The organism is Emticicia aquatica (assembly GCF_923079645.1).
GTDB lineage: Bacteria > Bacteroidota > Bacteroidia > Cytophagales > Spirosomataceae > Emticicia > Emticicia aquatica.
On sequence record NZ_CAKLPY010000002.1, the window covers coordinates 382267 to 407622 of the forward strand.

Sequence of the window (25356 nt, forward strand, 5' to 3'; positions counted from 1 at the left end):
TTCTTTTTTGCTTATTATCTAGCAATAGTTATGAAATCAATTTTAGGTTTATCGCCCCAAAATCCTGCTGCTTTTACATAGATGAAATAAGTTCCATCTGGTACTCCAATTCCTTTACTTCCAATTAATAAACCATTGTTTGCGTCACCATTCCATCCATCAACTTTCCCAAAGTCTGCATTTTGATAGACCAGTTGTCCCCATCTATTATAGATTGAAATTTCTGCAACAACATTGTCATTTCCGTTGATACCTTTGATAATAAATTTGTCGTTATTTCCATCGCCATTCGGTGAGAATGCTTGTGGAATTTTACCATAATTTGTTGTATCAACTACTGCCGTTTTCCCTTTGATTGTGATGACAGTTGGCAAATTGTTATTGCCTGGATTGTTATCGTCATCTGGGTCTGGGTCTAAACCAGTTTGAGAAATATCTTTTATGAAGGCAGTGCTATCTTTTGCAGAAGCGGTTATAGTGTTCGAATACGTGGCATCACCTTCCTTAGCACTCAATAATCTAATTTTGAATGTCAATGTATCACTTGCTCCGACAGCTAAAGAACTACTATCAGCGATAAGCATTGTTGAGTTGAGTTTTCCATTGAATGTACTATCTAACATCAACTTGCTATTTTTACTCAAAATTGGTTTTTCTGTAAGAACGAACTCGGCACTATCAGCAAAAACAAAAGCTAAACTATCTGTTAATTGTATATTTGTTAAAGTACGTGTACTGTAATTTTTGATTACGACATTATAGGTTACATTATAACTTCCATCTGCATTCGTAGTCGAATCAAGTATTGCTTCTTTCGCAATGCCGAGTGTAGTATAGAATGTTGGTGTGATTGGCCCATCTGTACCTAATTTAACTGGTGTTACAAGACTATTATCATTTGGTGTACCATTGGCGTCTGGGTCTGGGTCATTTCCTGTTGCCGAAATATCATCAACAGATTTATTATTTGGATATTTACCAACAGCAAAGGCCTGATTTTCAAAATTACTTCTTGTAGCCGACTTAGTTAAACGAGTAAATAAAGTGATATTTCTAGTTGTATTGACAGGTAATGTACTCAAGGAGTCAACCAATAGATTTATCAAACTTCCTCGCCCTGTAAACGTTGAATCAACTTTAAAACCAGCGTCTGCTTTCACATGTACAGAGTCAATTTTTACGCTATCTCCAAATGAAACTGATAAGTTATCTTGAACTTGAACACCCGTAAAAGCTATCTTGCCATAATTTTTCACTTTAAATGTAAACGTTACGTCATAAGTATTGGTTGTTCCTTCAACTAATACTGGCTCAGTTGCACTCTTAGAAATACCGATGAGAGCGTCAGGTAAACTATTAAAGTTTATCACTGTCGGCGTACTTCCAGTAGCACTTGGATCGATTCCTGCATTGGAAGCATCGCTAATAACTTGTCCACTTGGCGTGGTTGCCGTTACTATTACTGAATTTCTATAAGGGCCTTTGTTTCCATTTAATTTTACATTGACAACCCATTGCAATGTATCAACTTTATTAGGCGATATTTTACTAGTAGATAACAACATACAAGTTTTTGAAACGCCATTATAAGTTGTATCTATTTTTAATAAGCTACCCGCACTTACTGTTGGTTTATTGACAAGTGTTGCAACTGCTGGCGAAATAAACGTTCTCGCCAAAGTATCACAGATTTGAATATTTGATAATTCTAAATTACCACAATTTTTAATAATTGCGTTGTAAATGACATTGTAACTACCATCGGCTTGTTTCAAAGTATCTTTTACATAAAGTGCGATTCCTACGCATGGTACTTCTATTGAGCTTCCAGCATCTGAGCCTAAATTAAGGTTAGTTGGATTGCTACCTGGCACATCAGGATTTAGACCTGCATTTGATAAATCGGTCACATTTTCGGTTGTTCCGCTAGTGAGCGTTCCTGAACCAGAAACAACTGCTGTATTAGCAAAAAGTACGACTGTATCAGGTTGCACATTGACTACAAATTTCAAAGTATCGGTTTTTCCTACGGCTAACATACTGCCAGCTAAAGTTAATCGACTATCAGAAGTACCATTGAAAGCACTATTCAGAGAGAATTGACTACCAGCATTTTTACTTGGAGCTCCAATTACAGTGAATGTTGCTGGTGCTTTGAATACTTTCGACAACGTATCTCTAACGATTACATCATTTAATGTCAATGAGCCATTATTTTTTACAAGTAATTGGTAAGTAACATCAAATGAACCGTTAGATTTTTTGGTCGTATCTAACACAATTTTTGCAAGTCCAATACTTGGCGATTTATAAAGACGAACAACCGTTGGCTCTGCACTTGGCTTATCCACTATTTTTCCATTGTTAGATTCGTCAGAAACGTCTTGTAATATTCCAAAAATTGTATTTCCAACAGCCTGAACCGATGCGTTTGTTGAGAATGGCCCTTCTTTACCATTCGGAACAATATTGACGACAAATTTGATGGTATCTGTTTTTGCTGCTTCAACAACACTTCCTTCAGGAATTGTTAAGTTTAGGTCGGTTGAGCCATTGAAACTATCATTTGTTTGTAACAAGCTTCCAACGCCAGCCGTCGGTTTTTGAACGATGGTGAATGTTGTTGGAAGTGGGAACATTGCCGATAGGTTTTCAGTAATCTTAACTCCTTCGAGTTTAACATTCCCACAAGATTCAATTAATGCTCTGAATGTAATGTTATAACTACCATTTGCTTGGCGAGTGGTATCGGCAGCCAATGCTAATCCAACACAGGTTTCTTGACAAACCTTACATTCAACCGTCCATTGACTTATATTATTACTTGTGATTGGGTCAACTTGGTCGAGTTTTGTAATTTTAGCAGTATTGATTACTTTTCCAGCTTTAGTTATTTTAGCGTCATAAGTATATGTTTTTGTACCACCGCCTGGCAAACTACCAATCACACTTATTAATGAATCTGTTCCGAAAGCTGTAAAACCAGGTGTTGATGAAGTAATTGTAAAACCTTTAGGTAATACGTTTACAACATTCACATTTGTGGCTGTTTTTGTACTGTTATTTTTAACGGTAATCGTGTAAGTAATTGGGTCTCCAACTTTCAGCTCTACACGTGAGCCAACGATTACGACTTCAACATCAATTTTCGATGAATCAACTGTTATGTTACATTGGTCAATCGCAACAATGATTGGCACACTTGGACTGTAACAACCAATTGTACTTTTTTCCATTGCGTAATATGTTCCAGCACCAACGGCAGTAGCGTTTGCGAGCATTGGCGAATTCGGTGAATTTCCTGTATGGAACTCAAATACCCCTCCAGTTGATTTTGGCTGGCTAGTGATTGCACCGCTCAAATTTACTGTTGTTGATGGGCAATTGTTTTTGACTAATGCGTTAACCGTTGGAGCAGCAATTACTTCTCCTAATTTAACAACTATTTCATTTGAACTAAGTGAAGAACAACCACTTGCATTGACTAATTTTACTGTATATCTACCAGGTGTTTTTACTATTATACTTTTTGTGGTGTCACCAGTACTCCATTTGTAAATTCCTGCGTCTTTTACGGTTAACACTACTGAGTCGCCGAAACAGATATTAGGAGATTTGTTCGATTCAATCAATGGTAATGTTTTCACGCCATTGATTGTTACTTTAAAGCTAGAAACTGCTGCAATACAAGTGCCATTATCATCAGGGTCATTGGTTGTGAGAGTAAATGTTACACTACCATTTACGACATCTGCATTTGAATAATTATATTTCGTATTTAAACTTAGGGCATTTTCAAATGTGCCACTTCCCGTTGTTGTCCATTTCGCACTTGTAGCCGAACCACCAATTTGTCCTTGTAAAGTATAGAAATCTGCACTCAAACATACTGTTGTATCTTTACCAGCTTTTGCTATTGCAGGATTTGTTGTACAAGATGGTTCAACGGGTCCACAAGTAGTAATGTTGACATTAATTTTACTTCCTTCGCTGAAACAACCATTCCCTGCTTTCTCGAACACATAATATGTGCCTGTTCCGACAGCAGAAGGGGTATTTACTTGAGGTGAACTTGATGTAATTCCTGTACGGAATACAAACAAACCACCTTGTGATGAAATTTGGCTGGTTACACCAGTCGTTAAGTCAACACTTGTGTAAGGACAAATATTTACTAAATCTCGTGTTGTTGGTTTGGTTAAACCTAAGCCAGTTACTTGAACAGTTATTGTATTCGATTTTTCACTTTGGCATCTTCCACCATCACAAATAGCTGTGTAACTCGTAATACTCGTAGGTGAAACTGTAATGGTTGCACCGATTTGTCCATCAGACCATTTAACTATACCTGTACAGCCCGCCGCTTCGATTTGTGTACTTGTACCGCTACAAATTTGCGTATTTTTACAAGTAACTACTGGTGGAATTGGAGCTCCAACATTGATAGTTGCTGCGGCTGATGGAGCAGATTCACAAGAACCCACTTTACAAATAGCCGTATAAATTGTTGTTACTTCAGGATTTACGTTGATTGATGGCGTTGTTTGCCCATTCGACCAAAGGATTGAGCCACTGCATCCTAAAGCATTAAGCGTAAGTGTATCTCCTTTACAAATTCTTGAAGCTGAACACGAAATTACAGGTGATTCTGCCTTTGTTATTACATTAACAGTCACCACGCTCGACTGGTCGCTTGTACATCCACCTTGAGGTAATTTACAAACGGCTGTATATTCAGTTGTGTTTGTTGGGTTTACTGTGATTGAAGAGCCAGTAAGTCCATTTGACCATACAGTTGTACCCTCACAACCTGTTGAAGATAAAATGACAGCATCACCCGCACAAACTGTTCCTTTGTTAGCCGTAATAGTTGGCTTATTTGGTTTACCTACCGTTACGGTTATTTCGTTAGATTTTGCACTTTCACAATCACTTGTTTTACAAGATGCACTAAATGTGGTCGTCACTGAAACATTAACTGTAATATTTGTTCCAGTAAATGTATTCAACCAAATTACAGTTCCACTACAACCTGCGGCTGTTAAAGTAACTTGGCTTGGTTCACAAATTGCCGTTTTCGATGCAGTAATTGTTGGAGCAGCTCCTCCACCGGATTGTATTACTATAGTATTTGAATTAGTACTTACTCCACAAACTCCATTACAAATAGCAGAATATGTGCCCAAACTAACCGAAATTGATTGTCCAGTAGAACCGTTACTCCATTTCACTGAAGCACCATCGCAACCCGTGGCTGTCAATGTTGCGGTTTCGTTTCCACATATATTTACTTTATTTGCACTAATAGTAGGTGCATTTTGCGTATTTCCTGTTCCAATATTAATTGTTTTCGTGGCCGAACTTTCACACGTTTCCACGATACATTTAACCGTATATGTTGTTGCTGTTGTTAATGTAACACTCAAACTTGTACTCGTTGCTCCTGTATTCCATAACAAATCTCCTGTACAATTACTTACTGTAAGTGTTACTGAGCCTCCGCTACAAACAGTCTCGCTTGAGGCTGTAATTATTGGGGTTGTCTGATTTAGTACCGTTATCGTTGCTGATTTTGACGCATCGCTCGAACAGCCATTTACCGTACATACAGCCGTATATGTTGTTGTTGTTGTTGGCGTTACAACCATCGTTGAGCCACTCGCTCCTGTACTCCATGTTACTGTGCCTTCACAACCATGTGCCGTAAATGTTAGTGATTCGCCCGAACAAATTCTCTCTTTTCCGCAGGTAACTATCGGAGCTACTGGTTTTGGGGCAATAGTAATCACTTTTGAACCACTTCCTGTACATCCATTAGCTGTACATACTACTTCATAATTAGTAGAAGCCGTTGGTATAACAGTAATTGATGAACCTGTATCTCCAGTTGACCATTTTAGTTGACCACTACAATTAGAAGCCGTCAATGTTACTGATTCTCCAATACATACCGAATTTTTATTGGCACTTATCGTTGGCGTTTGTCCTTCATTACTAATCACAGTAATTGTTTTAGTAGCAGAACCACCGCATTGTTCGACACATTTTGACTCATAAGTTGTTGTTGAAGTCAATGTTACAGTTATGGCTGATGTTGTTGCACCAGTACTCCATAATAATGAGCCAGAACAATTAGTAGCAGAAAGCGTTGTTGAACTTCCTGTGCAAATAGTTTCGTTAAGGGCAGTTATCGTTGGTACTGCTCCTTGTATTTTCTTAATTATAATATTATTAGATTTGGTACTTTCTCCACAAGCATTAAAACAGATTGCAGAATAAGTTCCCGCTACCGATGCTGTAATGGCAGTAGTTGTTACTCCTGTGTTCCATTTTACCGTACCAAAGCAACCCGATGCAGTTAACGTGGCTGTTTGCGTTTCACAAATAATATCTTGTGAAGTAACAACCACTGGACTTACAGGAATTGTACCCACTTTTATCTGAATTTCATTTGAATTTGCACTTTCACCACAAGCATTCACACATTTGGCAGTATAAACACCTGCACCAACCAAAATACTTGAGACTGTTTCTCCAGTACTCCATTTGATTGAACTTGATGAACAACTTGCCGTCAAGGTAGCTTTTTCATTTCCACAAAGAGATATGCTATTTGCAGTAATGACAGGTACATTTGGGAAAGTTCCTGTACCAATATTAATTGTTTTCGTGGCAGAACTTTCACACGTTTCTACGATACATTTAACCGTATATGTTGTTGCTGTTGTTAATGTAACACTCAAACTTGTACTCGTTGCCCCTGTATTCCATAACAAATCTCCTGCACAATTACTTGCTGTAAGTGTTACTGAACCTCCGCTACAAACAGTCTCGCTTGAGGCTGTAATTATTGGGGTTGTCTGATTTAGTACAGTTATCGTTGCTGATTTTGACGCATCGCTCGAACAGCCATTTACTGTACAAACTGCCGTATATGTTGTTGTCGTTGTTGGCGTTACAACCATTGTTGAGCCACTCGCTCCTGTACTCCATGTTACTGTGCCTTCACAACCATGTGCAGTGAATGTAAGTGATTCGCCCGAACAAATTCTCTCTTTTCCGCAGGTAACTATCGGAGCTACTGGTTTTGGTGTAACTGTAATTACTTTTGACGAAATCGCTACACATTCACCATTGCTACATTTTGCTTCGTATGTTGTTGTCGCTGAAGGCCCAACTGTTATTGAATTAGTAGTTGCTCCAGTTGACCACAATAATGTTCCATTACATAAACTAGCAGATAATGTAACTATTTCACCTCCACAGATATTTCCTTTACTTGCCGTAATTGTTGGTGTGTCAACTGATGATACTGTTACAGTTGTTGTTGTAGAGGCATTACTTGAGCATTCACCTACTTTACAAACTGCTGAATATGTACCTGTTGCAATCGGAGATAAAGTAATACTTACACCAGAAGAACCATTTGACCAAACAACAGTTCCGCTACAATTACTTGCCGTTAATGTAACTGATTGTCCAACACAAATTGAACTCTTATTTACAGCAATAGAAGGCGGATTACTAGGCGTTCCGACTGTAATTGTAATTACATTTGATTTCCCGCTTTGGCAGTTACCTTTTTTACAAGATGCAGAATATGATGTTAAAGCAGTTGGCGAAACAGTGATTGATGCCGTAGTTGCACCTGTTGACCAAGTTACATTTCCTGTACAATTGTTGGCAGTTAAAGTAATACTTCCTCCATTACAGATTACATTTGATGATGAACTCGATGTAACTAAAGGAGCAGCAATCACATTTACTACAACTTGAACCGAATTTGATTTTGGACTAATACAGTTATCATTGACTTTACATTGTGCTGTATATGAAGTAGTTACGGTTGGAGTTACAGTTATCGAATTTCCTGTTTGACCATCAGACCAAACAATTGTTCCATTACACCCGATTGCTTCCACTGAAACACTTTCACCCAAACATATATATGGATTTGAACAGGCTATTAGTGGTGTAATTGGACTACAAACAGCCTGTTTAATTGTAATATCTGCATCATCATCATCGTCTTCATTTTTATCAACTCCATTATTAGGAGTCGAATTGGAATCATTTTGGTCGGATTTTGTTATTTCAGCCCAGTTTTTAATAGTCCCACTTGCAGCAGTTACCTTCGTAACAATTGCTAAAGTAACTGTTTGACCAGCAACAATTTGATTGTATTTTGCTACAATTTTATTACCTATTGTAGTAATCATATCAGCACCTGTTGAACTAACAATTTGTAAACCTGATGGAATAATATCTGTTATTTCAACATTTGTTGCATTTGAAATACTATTATTTTTAACTTCTATGTAATATACTATTTGGTCGTCTTTTGTAGGCGTTGAATTACTAACAATTTTATTCAAACTTAAATCAGCAATTACCTCAACTTGTTTTGGTGTAATCGTTATTTTATCGTCATCATCTTCGTCACTTGTTGTACCATTACCTGGTGTTGAGTCACTATCTTTTTCGGTTACTTTAGTTATTTGAGCAAAGTTTACCAAAGAATTAGCACTTGCTACCTTAACTGTATATGTTAAAGTAAGTGTTTGATTTGCCGCAACATTTGAAATTGTTGAGGTCAATACACCATTACTATTAGTAAAAAATGAACTAGAAACAAACTGTAATCCCGTTGGCAACAAATCAGTTACTTCAACATTGGTGGCAGCATCTGGTCCATTATTACTAACTTTTATCGTGAATAATATGTTATCGCCTACATTTGGACTAGAATTATCTACTGTTTTGGCCAAGTTCAAATCAACAAGTTTATCACATTTTTTCAATGTAACTTTTAATATACTTGGATTGCTATAACAACCTGCACCTGATTTTTCAAATAGATAGTACGTTCCTGTACCTACCGAAGAGGCATTCGTCACAAGTGCTGAACTAGATTTCGCTCCAGTATGCCATTCAAAAACACCACCTGGTGTTGTGATACCGTTAATTGTATAATTATTCAAATTTATCGTTTTGCCTTCACAATCCTCAACAGCACCAGCACACGTTGGCGTTGATGGCCTTGCATTGACAACTACTACAACTGGCTGACGTGTATTTGCACACCCTTGCTGTGCATTTTCAATTTCAGCATAATAAACAGTTGTTGTTGTTGGAAATACCGCATAAGGAGTAGCAGTATTTGTTGTTGCGAAAGAAATTCCTCCAGTTGGAGTTAAATACCATTTTGCTTTTCCTCCGCCCGAAATCGTTCCAATAATATAGGTGGTATCACCCGAACAAATATCTCCATCGGTAGTAGTTACAACCAATTCTGCACAAACTGATGGTAAATAAATTGCTGCATCAACGGTCGTAATATCTTTCAATGTTGATGATAATGGGTCAATACTCACTTTTGGTGAATATCCCGTTGTGGCATTAAAATCGTTATCTTTTGCATCATCACCGATGTTTTCTTTCGCCGATAAAGCATAAGTTGCAGGTAAAGTTGATGTAATAATTTTTACTACATAATCACCTTTTGGTAAATTATTGAATGAATAAAAACCACTAACATTAGTTGTAGCAGTACTAAAAACACTACCCACTGGATTTCCTGATACATCAGAAGCGTACAATTCCATTTTTACTCCTTCAACTCCATTTTCGCCTGAATCTTGAATACCATTGTTATTCAAGTCTTTCCAAACGAAATCGCCAATTGAACCCAATGGATTATAAATACCACCATCAACAGTTAAAATATCTTTCTTCGTATCATTAAGTGGATCTATTACTATTTTATCCGATAAACCTGTACTTGCGTTAAAATCACTATCAATCAAATCGTTAGAACCAACATCCTGTTTCGATGATAATTGTGTATTTGCAGGAATGCTACTTGTTATAACTTTTACAACGTAATTGCCAGCAAGTAATTTAGAAAACAAATATTTTCCTTGCGAATCGGTTGTATCTTTCTTCAATGCACTACCGATAGGCAAACCAATATCTGAAGATGCGTACAATTCAATAATTACACCTCCAATACCAGATTCTGAACCATCTTGTAGTCCATTATTATTTGAATCATTCCAAACGAAATCGCCAATACTTCCGTAAGGGCCTTCGATCACTTGAACGGCACAACAGCCTTGTGCTGGACAACTTGAAATATTTGTTGAGAAAGAAAAAGACCCAGGAGCTTTAATTGTCAACGAGGTATCTGCATTTACAACTGCTATATTTGAGCCATTAATAATCTCGGTTAATCCATTAAACCATTTGATAGTCGTTCCATATTTATAAGGTGCAGGAACAGAAACCGTATATTCTTCTCCTGGATACCAATAAAGTGGAACTGAAAAACAACTGGCAGCTATATCATCTTCTGTAAGTACTGTATTATTTGGTGTTGAATCAACATCTTCTTGCCCCGCCCCTACTGATTTTACTTCAGCAATATTAAAGAAAACTCCTTGTTGAATGACGGTTGCTGTTATTTCTAATCCAACCGAATCGCCTACCGCAAGCGATGGGACATTCCAAAGCCCAATACCTGTTGAAGCATTATAAACAAAGTTTGAACCGCCATTATGGCTATTAAGAACCGCCCCTCCTATTGGAAATACATCTTGTACAACAATTGTATTGGCTGTATTTGGTCCTGAATTTTTTAACCATAAATTATATTTTACTGTTCCGTTTAGGCTAGGTGCTGAATTATTAATAAACTTCTTGAGTGATAAATCAATAGCAGTTGTTTGGGCAAAAGCACCTAAAACGCCAAAAAACATCAGCAAAAATGCTGATGCAAATCCCTTAAAAAAGAACGTTTTTTTGGGTAAATCTTTTTTCTCAATTTGTTCTTTACCGTCATTTATCGGAATTGGAGAAAATGACGTATTCCATCGCTGCAATTTTTTGTCAAAACTACTACCTAAGTGGTATACTTTGACTGTTGAGTTACCGTTAAGGGATAGGCTATTCATGGTTAATTCTTGATTTGACACTAAATCAGGCACGTAATTCTCTCTATTCGTATTTATTTGTGAAGATGTTTCTTCAATATAATATTCTTGTAGATTATTTTTTAATGCAAACGACGCAGCATCTTTCCTTTTATCACTATTTTCAATAGCAATAACAGATAAGTTTTGATTGTTTTTTTGTTTTAAAAATCGACTAACCGCCACAACAATTTTCTGCACAAACCCCAACACTTTAGTGCTTTTGTTTGGTTTTTGTATCTGTGATAGCCCTTGTTCTTTGACCTCACCTTTTGTAAAATTGTATTTCATCTGCAAGTATTTTTAATAATTCGTATTATTATACTCTTCCAAGAAATTGATTTTCTAAATCATCAATTAGTTATATGATGGAGTATAATACTATATTCATTGAAAATTACATCTAAAACTGTGCCAAAAGTGATTAGTATAACCGTTCAATAAAAAATGAAGTGATTGAATGGAATTATCTGTCAAAAAACAGAGATGAGGAAAAATGAACGAAGGTTAATAGTTTTGTGGCTAAAACTGTGCCAAAAGGGCTAAAAACAGAAAAACATCCACTAATAAATGAATGTTTTTCTGTTGCAAAAAAAATGATTTTTTAAAAAAAATATTTATATTTATCTATTCACTTGAAAAAACGATGGTTTAAAATATTCACGTTTTTATTAAAAATCATAGCCTAATGATAAGTATAATTTTGCTGGACCAACCGTTTTATCCTCAAGCCCCCAAGCATAATCTGCTTTTACAAAATAACCTAAAAGAGTGGTTCTGACACCCAATCCGTAGCCAACCAAAAAAGGATTTTTGAAGTTAGTTACTGTTGCTCTAAATGGGTTTTGCCCACCGCCAATAATTTCAGTATTCAAACTATTTTGACGATTAAACGGTCCTTTATTTCCATACCAAGCTGTACCAATATCTGTAAATCCAACAAATTGTAAATTACGAAGAAAGTTAGACGTAAGCGACCCCTTAGAAACATATTGGGCCAAAGGCAGACGAAGCTCAAAATTAGTTAACAAATGACTTGTGCCGAATAATTTTGCGAAGTTAAAACCTCTTAAATTTCCTGCAAAATCATAGAAAAGAATATCTCGTAAATCTCTTGGTACTCCCACTCCTTGTCCATTTGTAGGTTCAATACTCCGATTAACAGAATTTTCAACTCCACCCAAAATGGTTACTTTTGGAGATTTACCTAATGAACGACTGTATGAAATTCGAGAAGCAAAAATTAGACTTCCTAATATCTTTTGATAATGACGAGCATCAATCACTAATCGGCTGAAATTTTCGCTGCTTGATTTTAAACTATAAGTTCGGTCTAAACGTATTTTAACTCGTGTACCTACCAAAACTTTGCTAAAAAGTGGCGTTGTATTATCATAAACTATTTCGCCACGCATACCCAAATAAATTGATTGGAGACTCTTTCTACCTAAATCAGAAATATCAATATCAGATGTTGAGGTCAAATTCGGTGATACTGTAACTCGTAAATTGGGGCTAATTGGATATGCCGCAAAGGCTGCAAATTTATTGTAGTATAGTCGCCTATCAATACTCAAAACCGTTGCTTGTGGTGTATTGATATTTAGTGGACGAAACAAATACAAACTTCTATTGTCCAATTCGCTTAACGAAATTGAACGTCTTTGAATATCAATTCCCCAATCGATTCTGCGTACATTATTATTATATCCTAAAAAAACATCATGGTTTCGTAATACGGGTGTAATAAATAAACCAAGTTTGATACTATGGTTTTCCAGTAAATCATTCATTACTAAGGTATTTTTCATACCCATTCTGCGTACAGGGTCCATTAAAAACTCCGATTTTACATCATTAGCAATCACGATGTTTTCGTAGGCTATTGGCCCTCTTATTTTCAAAGTTTCTTTAAATCTACCAGACTTCGGAATCGTTTTATCAATAGGCTCACCTTTCGCTTTAGCTGTTTCTGATGCAAGTGATTTAATAATATTTTCAGCATCAAATTCGTAGTTGTCGGTATCAACTTCACCCACACCGAGTACCATTTTTTCCTTCGTCTCAACTATTTCAACTGAAGGCGAAGTATTCGCTTTTTTTGATAAATCTTCAGTTTTTTCTTCATTATTCGCATAGAGGCTATTGATATAATAATCTTTCCATTCTCTAATAAAACGACTATACGAAATCCCCAAAGTACTAGTTATGCTTGACTCTTCGGTGCGAATAATACGAGTTAAATTTAAAATATTTGAAATATTGTCTTTTCCATATCGTACCGCAATGTAATTCCAGATTGATTGTCCTATAATTTCAGCATCTTTGCCTTGTAAAGTCTCAATTTTTTTATCTTTATTTTTCAGGATTGTCGTTCGCATTCTATCAAGAATGAGTGGATTTTCGTTATCGCCCGAAATGTATGCCGAAATACCCGACATATACCATTGAGGAACAGTTAACAACAATGAACTTTGCAAAACCTCTTTCAAACTTCCACCATAAAGCATGTCATAGACAAACAAACGAGCAATTTGCTGAATCAACTGCCCTTTAAATTCTTCTTCGTTGCCTGTATAAGCAATTTGTACCCTCGATTTTGCTAGGTTCAAAATACTTCCATCCAAATCAATCGGAGCAGTTAGCCCAATATTACTCTGCTCTAATTCTTTGGGAGAATTATACAGAAATATTTTCATAGTCGTAAACGGCGTGTAACCCAACAATTCAGTGATTCGATCATATTCTCCTTCGGCTATTTTCGCAGCATTTTGAGCAATTTTATCGCCACTTCTGTAATAATTAAATTCAAAATTATTACTCCGAATCGTTACCCATTCAAATCTTTTATATTGAATACGGTTTTTTCCAAACTCTTCTTGAGTGGACGAAAAGTAGCTTTGTGCCGATACCTCATTGAAGCCTAATGCAAGCATTAAGCCGAATCCTGTGGCTATTCGAGGAAGAGTAAACAAATTTTTCATGCCTTTTATAAATAGTCGATAGTCAATGACAGTCGATGGAATTTTTAACAAATTGAGTATCAAATATTGATAAGAATCTTACAACGAATATAACGAATAAAAACGCTCAATGTTAGCTTCGGACATTAAAACTTTATCGGATTCTAAAAAATCAAGCATTTTTTCAGCAAAGTAAGGAGCGAGAGAAACTCCCTTCGTGCCTAGTCCGTTGAAAATATATACGTTTTTATGGAGCGGATGGTTGCCTATGAATGGTCGTCTATCTTTTGTAGTTGGTCGAATTCCTGCTTCTTGACCCGTAATTTTGTAAGGTAAGGTAAGAAATTTGCTAATTTTCGATGAAATTAATTCTTTGCTACTTTCGCTGGGTTCCCAGTCAAGTCTGTCCCAAATATAGGTTGAACCAAAGCGACATTTATCATTTCCAAGCGGAATAATCCAAAAACCTTGATTCACTATTTCTGAAATATTATACGATTCTACATCAGCTAAAAGTGTTTCTCCTTTGGCTGGATTGAATGGAATCCAATTAAAAAGTGGATTTTGTAAAGAGTAATATCCTTCGCAAAATATGATTCTTTTAGCTTGAAAAGCTTTGTAAACAATACTGTTTTCGGAAATTTGTAATTGACAATTATCTATTTTTTGTGCCTGATAACTTTCTTTATTCTTGAAAAAATCACGCAAAATCTCTAACATTTTTGGCACATTTACCCAACCAGCCGAAGAAGTATAAAGTCCGCCTAAATCATTGACAACTTGCTGATAATCAACATTATCGGACTGAACAATTTTAATATAATTACCCAAATCATATTCGTCGGTAAGTCTTAAAAAGTGCTTTTGTTGTTGTTCATTTGCAAAAGGGCGATACAAGTTTGTTTCGTGATAAAACTTGGTATGAAACTCGTTTTCGAGTGACGAATAAAAAGATTTTAAATAAGGAAAAATTTGGTCAGCCAGCCAAGTTTTATCCAGATTTTTACCTGTAATCGGGTTAAAAATTCCCCCAGCAACTTGCGATGAAGTAGGAAGTGTTTCGTCATTCAAGACCAATACTTTTTTGTCTGCCCTCATTAATTGATAAGCCAAAAAAGAACCAGCAATGCCTTGTCCTACAATAATGTAATCAAGTTGTTTCATAAAAATCGGTCAGTTCTGCAAGGTTTCAAAAACCTTACAGCTACGGTATAAAACTTATTTTCTAATCGCTCGACTCAAAGCTTCATCAGCCAAAATACAAACCATTTCTACTTGTTCATCGAGCGTCATATATGAAGTATCTACATCAATGGCATCCTCAGCTTTGCGAAGTGGACTTTCTTTTCGGGTTGTATCAAGCAAATCTCTTTTTTTGATATTATCGATAATCTCTTCAATATCAACTAAATCGCCTCTTTCATTAAGTTCAATTTGCCGACGATTGGCTCGAATAATTGGGTCGGCTGTCATAAAAATTTTGAGTTCAGCATCAGGAAAAACAACCGTTCCGATGTCACGCCCATCCATAACAACTCCTTTTTTCTTGCCCATTTTACGCTGTTGAGCCACCATTGCATGTCGCACTTCGGCAATGGCACTCACCTCACTTACTTGGTTGGCAATATATAACTTCCTAATTTCATCTTCTACATTGAGTCCATTCAAATAGGTTTCGTTTCGACCATCATTTGGATTACGACGAAATTCAATTTGGATATTATCAAGAGCTTTTGCAACGTCCTTTTCGTTGGTAATTGTAACCAAATGTTGGTAAAAATACAATGTCACCGCACGATACATCGCTCCAGTATCAATATAACTGTAGCCCAATCTTGCAGCAACTTTCTTTGCTGTTGTACTTTTTCCACAACTCGAATAGCCGTCAACGGCAATGGTAATCTTTTGCATCAAAATTTATTTTTTTGCAAAGAAAATCCTAATTTGCCGAAGAAACAATGAGGATGTTCCTCAAAAGCAGATATTTTTACTTCCGAATTCTCAAACCGCCATCTTTTATGCGTACCGTAGCGATTTTTATTTTTGACGATGTTGAAGTTTTAGACTTTACTGGGCCTTTTGAAATTTTTGGCGTTGCAGGAAAACAAAATGCAGGAAACGGCTATTTTGAGGTATTTACGGTTGCCGAAAAATCTACGATTGCTGCTCGCAATAATTTGATTATAAGACCTACTTATACTTTTGAAAATTGTCCCATTCCAGATATTTTATTGATTCCAGGCGGTGGCGGTTTTAAATCTGATGGAACGCCTTTCGGTACACGTCGAGAAATGAATAACGAAAAACTACTCAATTGGGTAAGAGAAATGAATAAAAAAGTGGAGTTATTGCTTTCTGTTTGTACGGGGTCATTAATTTTAGCAAAAACAGGATTGCTCGAAAATCTTTCTGCAACTACACATTTCAAGGCCGTTGAACAAATGCGTCAAGTAGCTCCAAATACTGAATTATTTCCAGAAAAACGTTGGGTTGATAACGGCAGAATTATCCTTTCGGCTGGTGTTTCGGCAGGAATAGATATGTCGCTTTACGTTGTTTCAAAACTACATGGTGAAGAGGCAGCCATTGAAACGGCTACTTATATTCAGTATGATTATTGGAAATGAGCCAATTTCAATATTGTTTTACTGAATAAATATCCATGACTAAATAACTTCCATCAATATTTGTATAATTGAGTTTTACGAAGCCATATTCTTTATTAAAATAAGCCACTAAACGAGTTTCGCCAAGCAAACTTTGAGCATTGGCATCAATTACAAAACATTTTAAATAGCCAACATTAGTCTTAATTGTTTGAATATTTCTGATGCGATAAGTGGCCGTTACTTCTACATTCCCTTGCCATAATTTCCATTTTTCGCTACCACCAATATTACTTGTGATGGTTGTACGTTGCCACGAATTATCCTTTATTAATGGCTCACGAATTTCGGGAAAAGGATTGAGTTCGGTTATCAAAAACTGAGCTTCTTTGGGAGGATTTATCCAAATATCGTCACAAACTTCTACCAAACCCGTTTGTTCATGCCGAACACTTCTTCGTTCTTTATTCAAATAATCATATTGTAGCAATGACGCTTGCCCGAAATAATCGCCCACTTTCACCGTCAAAGCCAGTTGATGAATGGCGGTATAATCTTGCTCAAAAGTTAACTTTGATTTGGGTTCAAGTTTCCAACTTAGTTCATAAGGTGCAATAGTTTCGGGTTTGGTATATAGTTTTACGAGTAAAGTATCCTTTTCTTTCAAGAAATAATATTTATAAAAAAACTGTCTATATTGTGTAAAAATCGTGTTATCATCCGTCAAATATCGCATTTCTTCAAATGTCTGTCCGATGGCATTTTGCAGAAATGTTAAGAAAAAAAGTATATAAATGCTTATTTTCATCGAATTTTTGATAAAATATATGTTTTTATCCCTTCAAAGTCTGGCCCATAAAACCATTCAAACGCATCTTGATTTTTAAACCAAGTCATTTGACGTTTGGCATAACGACGTGAATTTCGTTTCAATAATTCAACCATTGTTTGAAAATCATAATTCCCATCAAGGTACTCAAAAACTTCTTTATAACCGACCGTCTGTAAAGCATTATGATGCCTAAAACTCATTAAACTTTTGACCTCTTCGAGCAAACCATTTTTGAGCATCAAATCCATTCGATGATTGATTCGTTCGTACAATTCCTCACGTGGGCGTTCGATGCCAATTTTAATAATGTTGAAGCTCCGTTCAATATTTGTTTTTTTATGAAATGAAGAAAATGGTCTGCCCGAACTCAAACAAACTTCCAACGCTCGAACTACTCGTTGCGAATTTTGTAAGTCGGCGGTTTGACAATAATCAGGGTCAAGTTCCTGTAATTCGTCAACCATGGCGTTAAGTTCGCCATTATTTAGTCGTTGCATCAATTCTTCACGCAGAGCTAATGGAGCTTCGGGCATTTCGTCTAATCCATCAGTAATTGCTTTGATGAAAAGGCCCGAGCCGCCTGTCATAATTGCAATATTATTTCTTTTAAAAATATCGTTTTCTAATAATTTGATGGCGTCTCGTTCAAAATCCCCTGCACTATAATATTCATTTATGCTGTGCGAATCAACGAAATGATGCACAATTCCAGCCATTTCACCAATTGTTGGCTTCGCCGTTCCGATGCTTAATTCTCGATAAAACTGCCGAGAATCTGAAGAAATAATTTCGGTATTAAATGTTTGGGCTAATTTTACGCATAGTTCAGTTTTTCCAACCGCTGTTGGACCAACAATTATGATAAGGTTACTTTTTGAGGTATTTGCAGTCAAATTTTCTAAAATCGGCATTTTAATAGCTAAATGAAATACTAAAACTAAGCTAGTTTTAGTAAATTAGTCCTAAATTTATTCACACATTTGCGTATTCACTAATTCATTGTTAAAAAACATGGAAATTTTGCTTTTTCTGGTGTCCGTTGCCCTCGGTGGAATTGCCGCTTGGCAGATTTTCAATTGGATGTACGGCAAAAAACTGCGTGATAATAAAGACCAACTTCGCCAAGAATCAACACTTTTGTTGGAGCGAATCGAAAAAGTATTCAAAGTTGTTGTTGCAGAAGGTTATTTTACTGAAATCTACGACCACAGCAGCAAAAAAGAGTTGATGGGTTTATTCAAAATCAATAAAAAAGCTTTGGTAATTTCGAGAGCAAAGGTGTCGGTTGGCTTTGATTTTGGCAAAATGAAAGTTCGTCGAGAAGAATCAAGCAGAAAACTAATTATTGAGGCATTTCCAGCTGCAGAAATTTTATCAATTGATACTGACTACAAATTTTATGACATTGACCATGGCTGGCTCAATAAGTTTGACCACGAAGATTATACAAATATTTTAAATGAAGCCAAAAAAGTGATGCAAGACAAAGCACTCACAAGCGATTTGCCGAAAGTGGCTAATCGACAAGTGGGATTAATGATGAACCAATTGGCGGCTTCAATGAATTGGGAAATAGAATTAAAAAATCTGCCAACGCCAAAAGCAAAAGAGCTTTCGGAGTTTACAGATTTTCAAGAATTGACCGAATAATTTTATTTCAAATCCTTTAAAAGTTTGAATAACAATTCTGGTTCATTGGTGGTAATAAAATCAAATTTATTTCCTAGCAAACCTTTCATTTCTGCCTCATCATTGACCGTCCAAGCATTCAAAATAAGCTTGTTTTTCTTCGCAGAATCAATCCATTCAGGATGTTTTTTGAATACAGAAAAATGATAATCAATGCCATCAATTTTATCAGCCGTGATTTCATCAGGCGATTTATCTCCATTCAGATGTTGTGTGCTGGCATCAGGCTTAATTTCTTCAATTCTTTTCAAAATATCATAATCAAAGCTAATATACACAGTTATTGCTTCAGCATTGAGGTCTTTTACAAGTTTCAAAACTTTATCTGCAATCAATTGCCCTCTTGTTTTGGTAGCCGAGGGTTTAATTTCACAAACTAATCTAGTGGTTTGATTATCGGTCAATCCTGCCAAAATATATTCTCTCAAAGTTGGTAGTTTTTCGCCATTTGAAAGCTTCGTTTGCGTCAGTTCGACATAGGTCGTTTTCTCAATTTCGAGTTTATTATAATGCGGGTCATGGTTAATAATCAACGAATCATCCGAAGTCATTCTTACGTCAAATTCGGAACCCGTACAGCCAATTCGGATGGCTTCTTTCAAAGATGCAATTGAGTTTTCGGGCAAATTATTAGCCTTCCAAGCTCCTCGATGGGCAACGACTGGATTTTGAGCAAAATTAACGGCGTTTCTCTTGGAAACTGCACAAGAAGCAAGAGCAATTACTGTAATGAGAATGAATGCTTTTTTCATTATATTTTGAAGAGTTTTCAAGAAAAATCGAACAGTCAAAACTAAATAAAATAAATCAAATTAATCGTACTCGAAATGATTTTGAATGTAAATATTATCATAGCCGACTATTTTTACTATTTTTGATAAAGTAAATCATTGATACTAAATCAAGCAATTTCTCCTGCCATAACCTGAATAAACAAGTAATAATTTTTAGCAAATAAAAGATATTTTTATGAAAAAAGCATATATCAACGCACTTACACTGTGCCTATTTTCAATCCTTTTTTGGTCGTGTTCAAACAAGAAAATAGGCAATAATGAGCTAAGCGAACAAGAAGAAAAAGAAGGTTGGATATTACTTTTTGATGGAAAAACTACCAATGGTTGGCATTTGTACAATAAAGCAAAAACACCTTCGGCATGGACAGTGAAAAGTGAAGAATTGCTTTGTAATCCAGATACAATTGGCATCGAACATGGCGATTTGGTTTCTGATAAAGTTTACAAAAACTTCGATTTAAAATTTGACTGGAAACTCTCAAAAGCGGGCAACAGTGGCGTTTTTATCAACGTAATTGAGCAAGATACTATTCCAACTGCATGGGCATCTGGTCCTGAATATCAGCTACTCGAACATGAAAATATCGGGGCAGATTACCTGAAAGACTCCACTAAATGGGCGGCTTGTTTGTACGGTTTTGCCCGTCAAAAAAATCTCGTAAGTCCAAAACCTTTCGGTCAATGGAACGAATCAAACATTAAGCAAATAAATGGAAAAATTCAGTTTTATTTGAATGGAATCTTAACTGCTGAGCAAGATTTGTCTGCTGATACTTGGAAAAATATGGTAAGCAATAGCAATTTTAAGTATTTCCCGTTATTCGGCAAAAATACTGCTGGACACATCGCTCTTCAAGAATGGTCGAAAGGTGTGGCTTTTCGGAATATTAAGATAAAAGAATTGTAAAAAATTGAACGCAAAAAGAGGCTTCCCACAAAAAATCTTGGAAAGCTTCTTTTTTTTATTCTTACTTCAACCGAATACTATAAGCCTGAATCAAAGGCGGATTTTCGGGCGACATTGTGAAACTTACTTCGATATTTCCTTTTTCTCCTTCCATCAAAAACTTACCTCTCAGTGCATTTTCGGCTACGATTTCGTGTACTTTTATGATTTTTTCTACTTTCTCAAAAATCCCTTCAGCCTCGGCTTTCAAAAGGTCGGGAAAATAATCTAAGAAGAAGTTTTCGGCAAAAATGCCTGTTTTTTCGGCATTTTCCCACGTTGGTAAAAGTTTTACCAATTCATTTTGGCGTTGTTTCAAAATTGGCGAAACAGGAAACGCAATAGGTGTAAGACCTGCTTTTTCGATAATAAATGGCAAAATCTGATTATTCATCAAAGCAGCACCGCCATAAGTTCCGTTCGTAAAAGTTACGATTCCGACTCCATAATTTGGCAAGATTTTCCAGTCAGAGCCGAAACCTGGAAGTCCGCCTGAATGTCCAACACTCGTTATTTGATTACAATTTCTATCAATTCGTAAGCCATAGCCATAAAATGAAACATTCGTACAAGGCTCGCCCGTACCTGTGTAGCCACGGTTATTTAGGCTATTGAAATTCCATGGAAAGTGCATTTCTTTGAGCGAACTCTTTTTCAAAATGCTCGAATTTGGCGAACCAACTTGATAAGCCGCTTGGTGCAGAGCCATGTATTTGGCAAAATCTTCGATGGAAGTCAGCACGCCGCCCATGATTCCGTACGCACCGTCGGGTTCGATGGGTTGCTCGATGTATTGTTCACGCAACCACCGGTAGCCCCTAACAAGTTGATTATCTGGCACTTTCGTATAGTCCCAATAGGTATTATTCATGCCGAGTGGCTTCCAAATTTTGTTGATGATATAGCTTTGGTATCTTTGTCCCGACACAGTTTTGATGATTTGCCCCAACATCGCAAAGCCCATATTGCTGTATTCGTAGGCAACGCCTGGCTCGTTGGAAAACGAAATACCTTTCTTAAACATCTTTAGCATCGTTTCTTCCGAAATACCCAATTGGCGGTCGCCCCACGGATTATCTTCGGGGAAACCCGCTGCGTGCGAAAGCAAATGACGCACCGTAATTTCGGGCGAATCGGGTGAATATTTTTGTCCTTTTAGTTCGGGAATGTATTTCCAAACTGGGTCGTCGAGTTTGATTTTTCCTGCATCACGTAGCTGCAAAATTGCCACCGAAGCAAAGCTTTTCGACATCGAAGCAATGCGATAAACCGATTGATTATCAGCGGTTTTGTTGGTTTTGTAATTGACAATGCCACTATTGCTCTGATAAATAATTTTGCCATCAAGCACCAAGGCATACGCCACACTCGACAAATGACTTTTGACCTTAAAATCTTGAAACTTAGCATCAAGTTCGGGAATCAAGGCCTTGATTTTATCTTCGGTGCTTTGAGCAAAAAGATTTAGGCTAAGAAATAATAAAAGGATTAGTTTTTTCATGTTTGTTTGATGAAGGGTTGGTTTTTACAAAGATATAAAAAAACGCTTTGCGGTAAAACGTTCTGCGAAGTCTCCGACTTCGTAGGTGTGAATGTCGTTCTGAGAACGACTTGTAGAAATAGTGTTGTTCAGAGGAACAGCTAAACACTGCTACGAAGTCGGAGACTTCGCAGAGCGATTAATAAAAATAAAAGCGGCCTTTTTCAAAGCCGCTTCTTTCTCATTTCATTTGGCATATTTCCTAATAGCCTCAACTATTCTTTCTGTGATAAAATCAACATCTACGATAGAACGAGAAGACACAACTTGCGATACCCTTATTTGTCCTTTTGGAATTACCCCAACGATTGGTATTGCATTCAATTTTGCTGTTTCTAACTCCCATTCAATCCATTCGCTATGAGAAGCATACATTCCGGCTATTCCTAAAACGATATTTGAATTTAAAATAGCCCTTTTTAGTCTTTGTTTAACATAAGTTGAGTTTTCGGAATTAATTGGCTCATTTGGGGAATGTTCCATAAATTCAACATTAAAATAACCTCTTTCATTTAATGCTGTTCTAAGTTTTTTCAAGTCTTCAACATAACTCCATGAGTGACTTATAAACACATTGTAATTGTTTGCCATATTCTATTTGTTTAAAAATTGTTGTTTTGTATCATTAAATGTTTGTATCTCCCAATCTAATGGTGTTTCTGACAAAAATAAATTTTCATAAAGACTCGCCTGTTCGTCATGTTTTAGGTATAAGTGACAGTTGGATAGGGTTGCATAAATCCACTTTCTGTCCAGTTTTCCATCTAATTCTTCTTGGGGAAGTTTTTCTAAATCTTTAATAATTTTTTTTCGTACTTCTTTCTCCATATACTCAAGTCCTGTTTTTTCATCTAATTCGGTAGCTCTTTTAGCTTTTAAATTCAAACAATTAGCGTAGTTTTCACCTGTATAGTAATTAGAAAAAATACTAAAACCTCGACTATAGTATTCAATAGCTTTTTCAAGACATTCCAACTCATTATTCAAAAGAAATAATCTTTTGAATATTGCTCCAGAAATACCCAAGGTTTCAGGGTCAACAGATTCATCAGGATTTAAAGTTTTTATTATACTCCAGGATTCTGTTAATGCTATTGACTCACTTGGTTCTTTAGATTTATAACGACATAAAGCTTGCTGTTGAATATAATAACTTTCATCAATTGCTATTTTATTTGCTTTCCCCCAAAGAATACTTGCTTGAAGAAAATTATTTTTTTTCATTTCTGACTTTGCTTTTTCAACCATTGCAAATAAGCTTTTCTCCTTATTGACTAATTCACCGATAATTTCACGATACTCTTCATCATCGTAACTTGCAGGTTGTGCTGACTTTATTAGTTCATAAAGTGGACTATCACTCTTAGGATTATTTTTGACAGTAGTTATTAGTTTTGTAAGTCTATTCAGACATTCTTTTGCTTCATCAACTCCGATATCCTCACCTAAATGTTTGTAAGAGAAAATTCTTTCATGACTAAAGTCAAACTCTCTTTTACCTTCCTCTTCTTTTATAATTATTGTGGAATATGGCCTAACTCCATGACGTATCCCTAACTCGTATATAGCATTGGGGTTATAAGTTGTTATATCGGCAATCACTAAATCTGCTTTTACTAAAAGAGCGTACATACTTCTATCTATCGTACCTGCTTCTTGAATTTCATCTGCTCGGATACATTGAAAACCAGCAGCTATGACTGCGGGTTGTATAATGTTTTTATAAGTTTTATCTAAATCATATGTTTTAGGAATAGAATAATCTGTTTTTTTTCCAAATCCCATAATTACAAAGCATACTGGTTTATTCATTTTTTTAATTGTTTTTTTAAGTTTCTTGTATCGTTTGTGACTTCTATATCTGCCAGTTTTTTGATAAAGGGAGGAATGTTATACTGGTCTTTTCCAACCACAGCAATAATCTCTTTACCTAATTCTTTAGCAATTTCTAATTCTATTTTAACATAGGATTTTCTCGGAATATCAGAGGAAGCCAGAACAAAAACGTGAGAACAACCTCCCATTTGTTTTCTAAAAATAGCTCTAAGTTCTTCATCATTCTTATTGTGTTTTTTCTTCTTCTCTGGAATTGAATGATTAAAGATTCGAAAATCTTCTGCCATTTTTAATTTCTTTGCAAGCTTATTGTAAGAAGTAGAATCATAATATGAATGACATATATATACTCTACGGTATTCTATTTTTATTTCACCGTTATCTAATATGCTATCTTCATTTAATTTTTCTTTACCACTCTTCTTTACTAAACTCTGTAATATTAGGCCTCCGCCAATTGCTAAAGGTATTAAAAACCACATATTTCTATTTTTTTAACCAATCTTGTAATTTATATTTTCTTTTGTCTGGGTATATGACATAATACGTAAAATTTTGACCTGATTCGTAATCGTACTTGTTTTCGGATTCGAGGTGCGGATAAATTTCAAAATATTCATTATTTGTCCAAGTTTGATAATCTTCTTTAAAAGGTAAAATCATCATGTTGTCAATATACTTTGCCCCATCACCTATGCCTAATTCCCAATTAACCCAACTTGATTTTATTGCAGTATTTGAAGCAAGAAGGATAAACTTTCTATTTGATTTAATTTTAGATTTTATGACTTCGGCAGTCTTTCCATTTGTATTCGAAGGCATTTCATTATCAAGCCAATCAACATAAATATCTATACCAACTGTGTTTAATATTTTAATAATTGGTTTAATTCTATCTTTATCTAAATGACTATGTGATAAAAATGCTGTAACTATACCTTGTTGTCTTGCTTCGGTTATTAAACTTCTTTTTTGCGAAAAACTTTGTACGTCTGAAAATGTCACTTTGATTCTGTCTAAAAAAGCACTTGAAATAATTTCCATAATTGTTATATTTAAAATTTAAAAATAAACTTGATTAGCTTGTACTGGCAGGAAATTTGATTCAGATACAGAGCAGAAAAGGCTTATTTGCAGTTTTACAAATAGTTAGCTACTTTTGCAAAGTGTTTCTAAA

15 protein-coding genes are annotated in these 25356 nt (G+C 35.8%); 3 read left to right on the forward strand and 12 right to left on the reverse strand.

Annotation, left to right across the window (positions count from 1 at the left end; all coding sequences use genetic code 11):
* Window positions 1-14: 14 nt before the first annotated feature.
* The 4 genes from MJQ71_RS11330 to cmk all read right to left on the reverse strand — a co-directional run bounded on the left by MJQ71_RS11330 (window position 15) and on the right by cmk (window position 15844).
* Window positions 15-11261 carry an SdrD B-like domain-containing protein gene (locus tag MJQ71_RS11330; RefSeq protein WP_238806731.1) on the reverse strand — a complete coding sequence of 3749 codons (11247 nt, stop codon included), beginning with the start codon at window positions 11259-11261 and terminating at the stop codon, window positions 15-17.
* A 380-nt stretch (window positions 11262-11641) separates the two neighbouring features.
* Entirely contained in the window at window positions 11642-13954 is a 2313-nt protein-coding gene (locus tag MJQ71_RS11335; RefSeq protein WP_238806732.1) for a BamA/TamA family outer membrane protein, read from the reverse strand.
* A gap of 78 nt (window positions 13955-14032) precedes the next feature.
* Entirely contained in the window at window positions 14033-15097 is a 1065-nt protein-coding gene (locus MJQ71_RS11340) for an NAD(P)/FAD-dependent oxidoreductase (RefSeq protein ID WP_238806733.1), read from the reverse strand.
* A 54-nt stretch (window positions 15098-15151) separates the two neighbouring features.
* The gene (gene cmk, locus MJQ71_RS11345; protein WP_238806734.1) at window positions 15152-15844 is read right to left on the reverse strand and encodes a (d)CMP kinase; all 693 of its coding nucleotides are present in this window, start codon (window positions 15842-15844) and stop codon (window positions 15152-15154) included.
* A 107-nt stretch (window positions 15845-15951) separates the two neighbouring features.
* On the opposite strand from cmk, the gene MJQ71_RS11350 reads away from it, so the two are divergent.
* Window positions 15952-16560 carry a DJ-1/PfpI family protein gene (locus MJQ71_RS11350; protein ID WP_238806735.1) on the forward strand — a complete coding sequence of 203 codons (609 nt, stop codon included), beginning with the start codon at window positions 15952-15954 and terminating at the stop codon, window positions 16558-16560.
* Between the two features lie 7 nt (window positions 16561-16567).
* Here the strand turns inward: MJQ71_RS11350 and MJQ71_RS11355 are convergent, their stop codons facing one another.
* Window positions 16568-17347 (reverse strand): hypothetical protein, encoded by a 780-nt coding sequence (locus MJQ71_RS11355; protein WP_238806736.1) that lies wholly within the window; start codon window positions 17345-17347, stop codon window positions 16568-16570.
* Window positions 17344-18282: a tRNA (adenosine(37)-N6)-dimethylallyltransferase MiaA gene (gene miaA, locus MJQ71_RS11360; protein WP_238806737.1), complete on the reverse strand. Its 939-nt coding sequence runs from the start codon at window positions 18280-18282 to the stop codon at window positions 17344-17346. Before miaA ends, MJQ71_RS11355 begins: the two co-directional genes overlap by 4 nt.
* Before the next feature lie 100 nt (window positions 18283-18382).
* Between miaA and MJQ71_RS11365 the strand changes: the two genes are divergently transcribed.
* Window positions 18383-19021, forward strand: coding sequence for a DUF4230 domain-containing protein (locus MJQ71_RS11365; RefSeq protein WP_238806738.1), 639 nt, complete (start codon window positions 18383-18385; stop codon window positions 19019-19021).
* Between the two features lie 2 nt (window positions 19022-19023).
* On the opposite strand, the gene MJQ71_RS11370 is transcribed toward MJQ71_RS11365, so the two are convergent.
* Entirely contained in the window at window positions 19024-19812 is a 789-nt protein-coding gene (locus MJQ71_RS11370) for a glycerophosphodiester phosphodiesterase family protein (protein ID WP_238806739.1), read from the reverse strand.
* 217 nt (window positions 19813-20029) lie between these two features.
* Here MJQ71_RS11370 and MJQ71_RS11375 point away from each other — a divergent pair, with 217 nt between their 5' ends.
* Complete coding sequence (locus MJQ71_RS11375) at window positions 20030-20764, forward strand: 3-keto-disaccharide hydrolase (protein WP_238806740.1); 735 nt, start codon at window positions 20030-20032, stop codon at window positions 20762-20764.
* A gap of 61 nt (window positions 20765-20825) precedes the next feature.
* On the opposite strand, the gene MJQ71_RS11380 is transcribed toward MJQ71_RS11375, so the two are convergent.
* The 5 genes from MJQ71_RS11380 to MJQ71_RS11400 all read right to left on the reverse strand — a co-directional run bounded on the left by MJQ71_RS11380 (window position 20826) and on the right by MJQ71_RS11400 (window position 25223).
* A complete protein-coding gene (locus tag MJQ71_RS11380; protein ID WP_238806741.1) occupies window positions 20826-22304 on the reverse strand; it encodes a serine hydrolase domain-containing protein in 1479 nt (492 codons plus the stop codon).
* 225 nt (window positions 22305-22529) lie between these two features.
* On the reverse strand, window positions 22530-22934 hold the full coding sequence (locus tag MJQ71_RS11385) for a TIR domain-containing protein (RefSeq protein ID WP_238806742.1): 405 nt from the start codon (window positions 22932-22934) through the stop codon (window positions 22530-22532).
* 3 nt (window positions 22935-22937) lie between these two features.
* Complete coding sequence (locus MJQ71_RS11390; RefSeq protein ID WP_238806743.1) at window positions 22938-24155, reverse strand: tetratricopeptide repeat-containing protein; 1218 nt, start codon at window positions 24153-24155, stop codon at window positions 22938-22940.
* The gene (locus MJQ71_RS11395; protein ID WP_238806744.1) at window positions 24152-24661 is read right to left on the reverse strand and encodes a TIR domain-containing protein; all 510 of its coding nucleotides are present in this window, start codon (window positions 24659-24661) and stop codon (window positions 24152-24154) included. Before MJQ71_RS11395 ends, MJQ71_RS11390 begins: the two co-directional genes overlap by 4 nt.
* A gap of 4 nt (window positions 24662-24665) precedes the next feature.
* A complete protein-coding gene (locus tag MJQ71_RS11400; protein WP_238806745.1) occupies window positions 24666-25223 on the reverse strand; it encodes a TIR domain-containing protein in 558 nt (185 codons plus the stop codon).
* Window positions 25224-25356 lie beyond the last annotated feature (133 nt).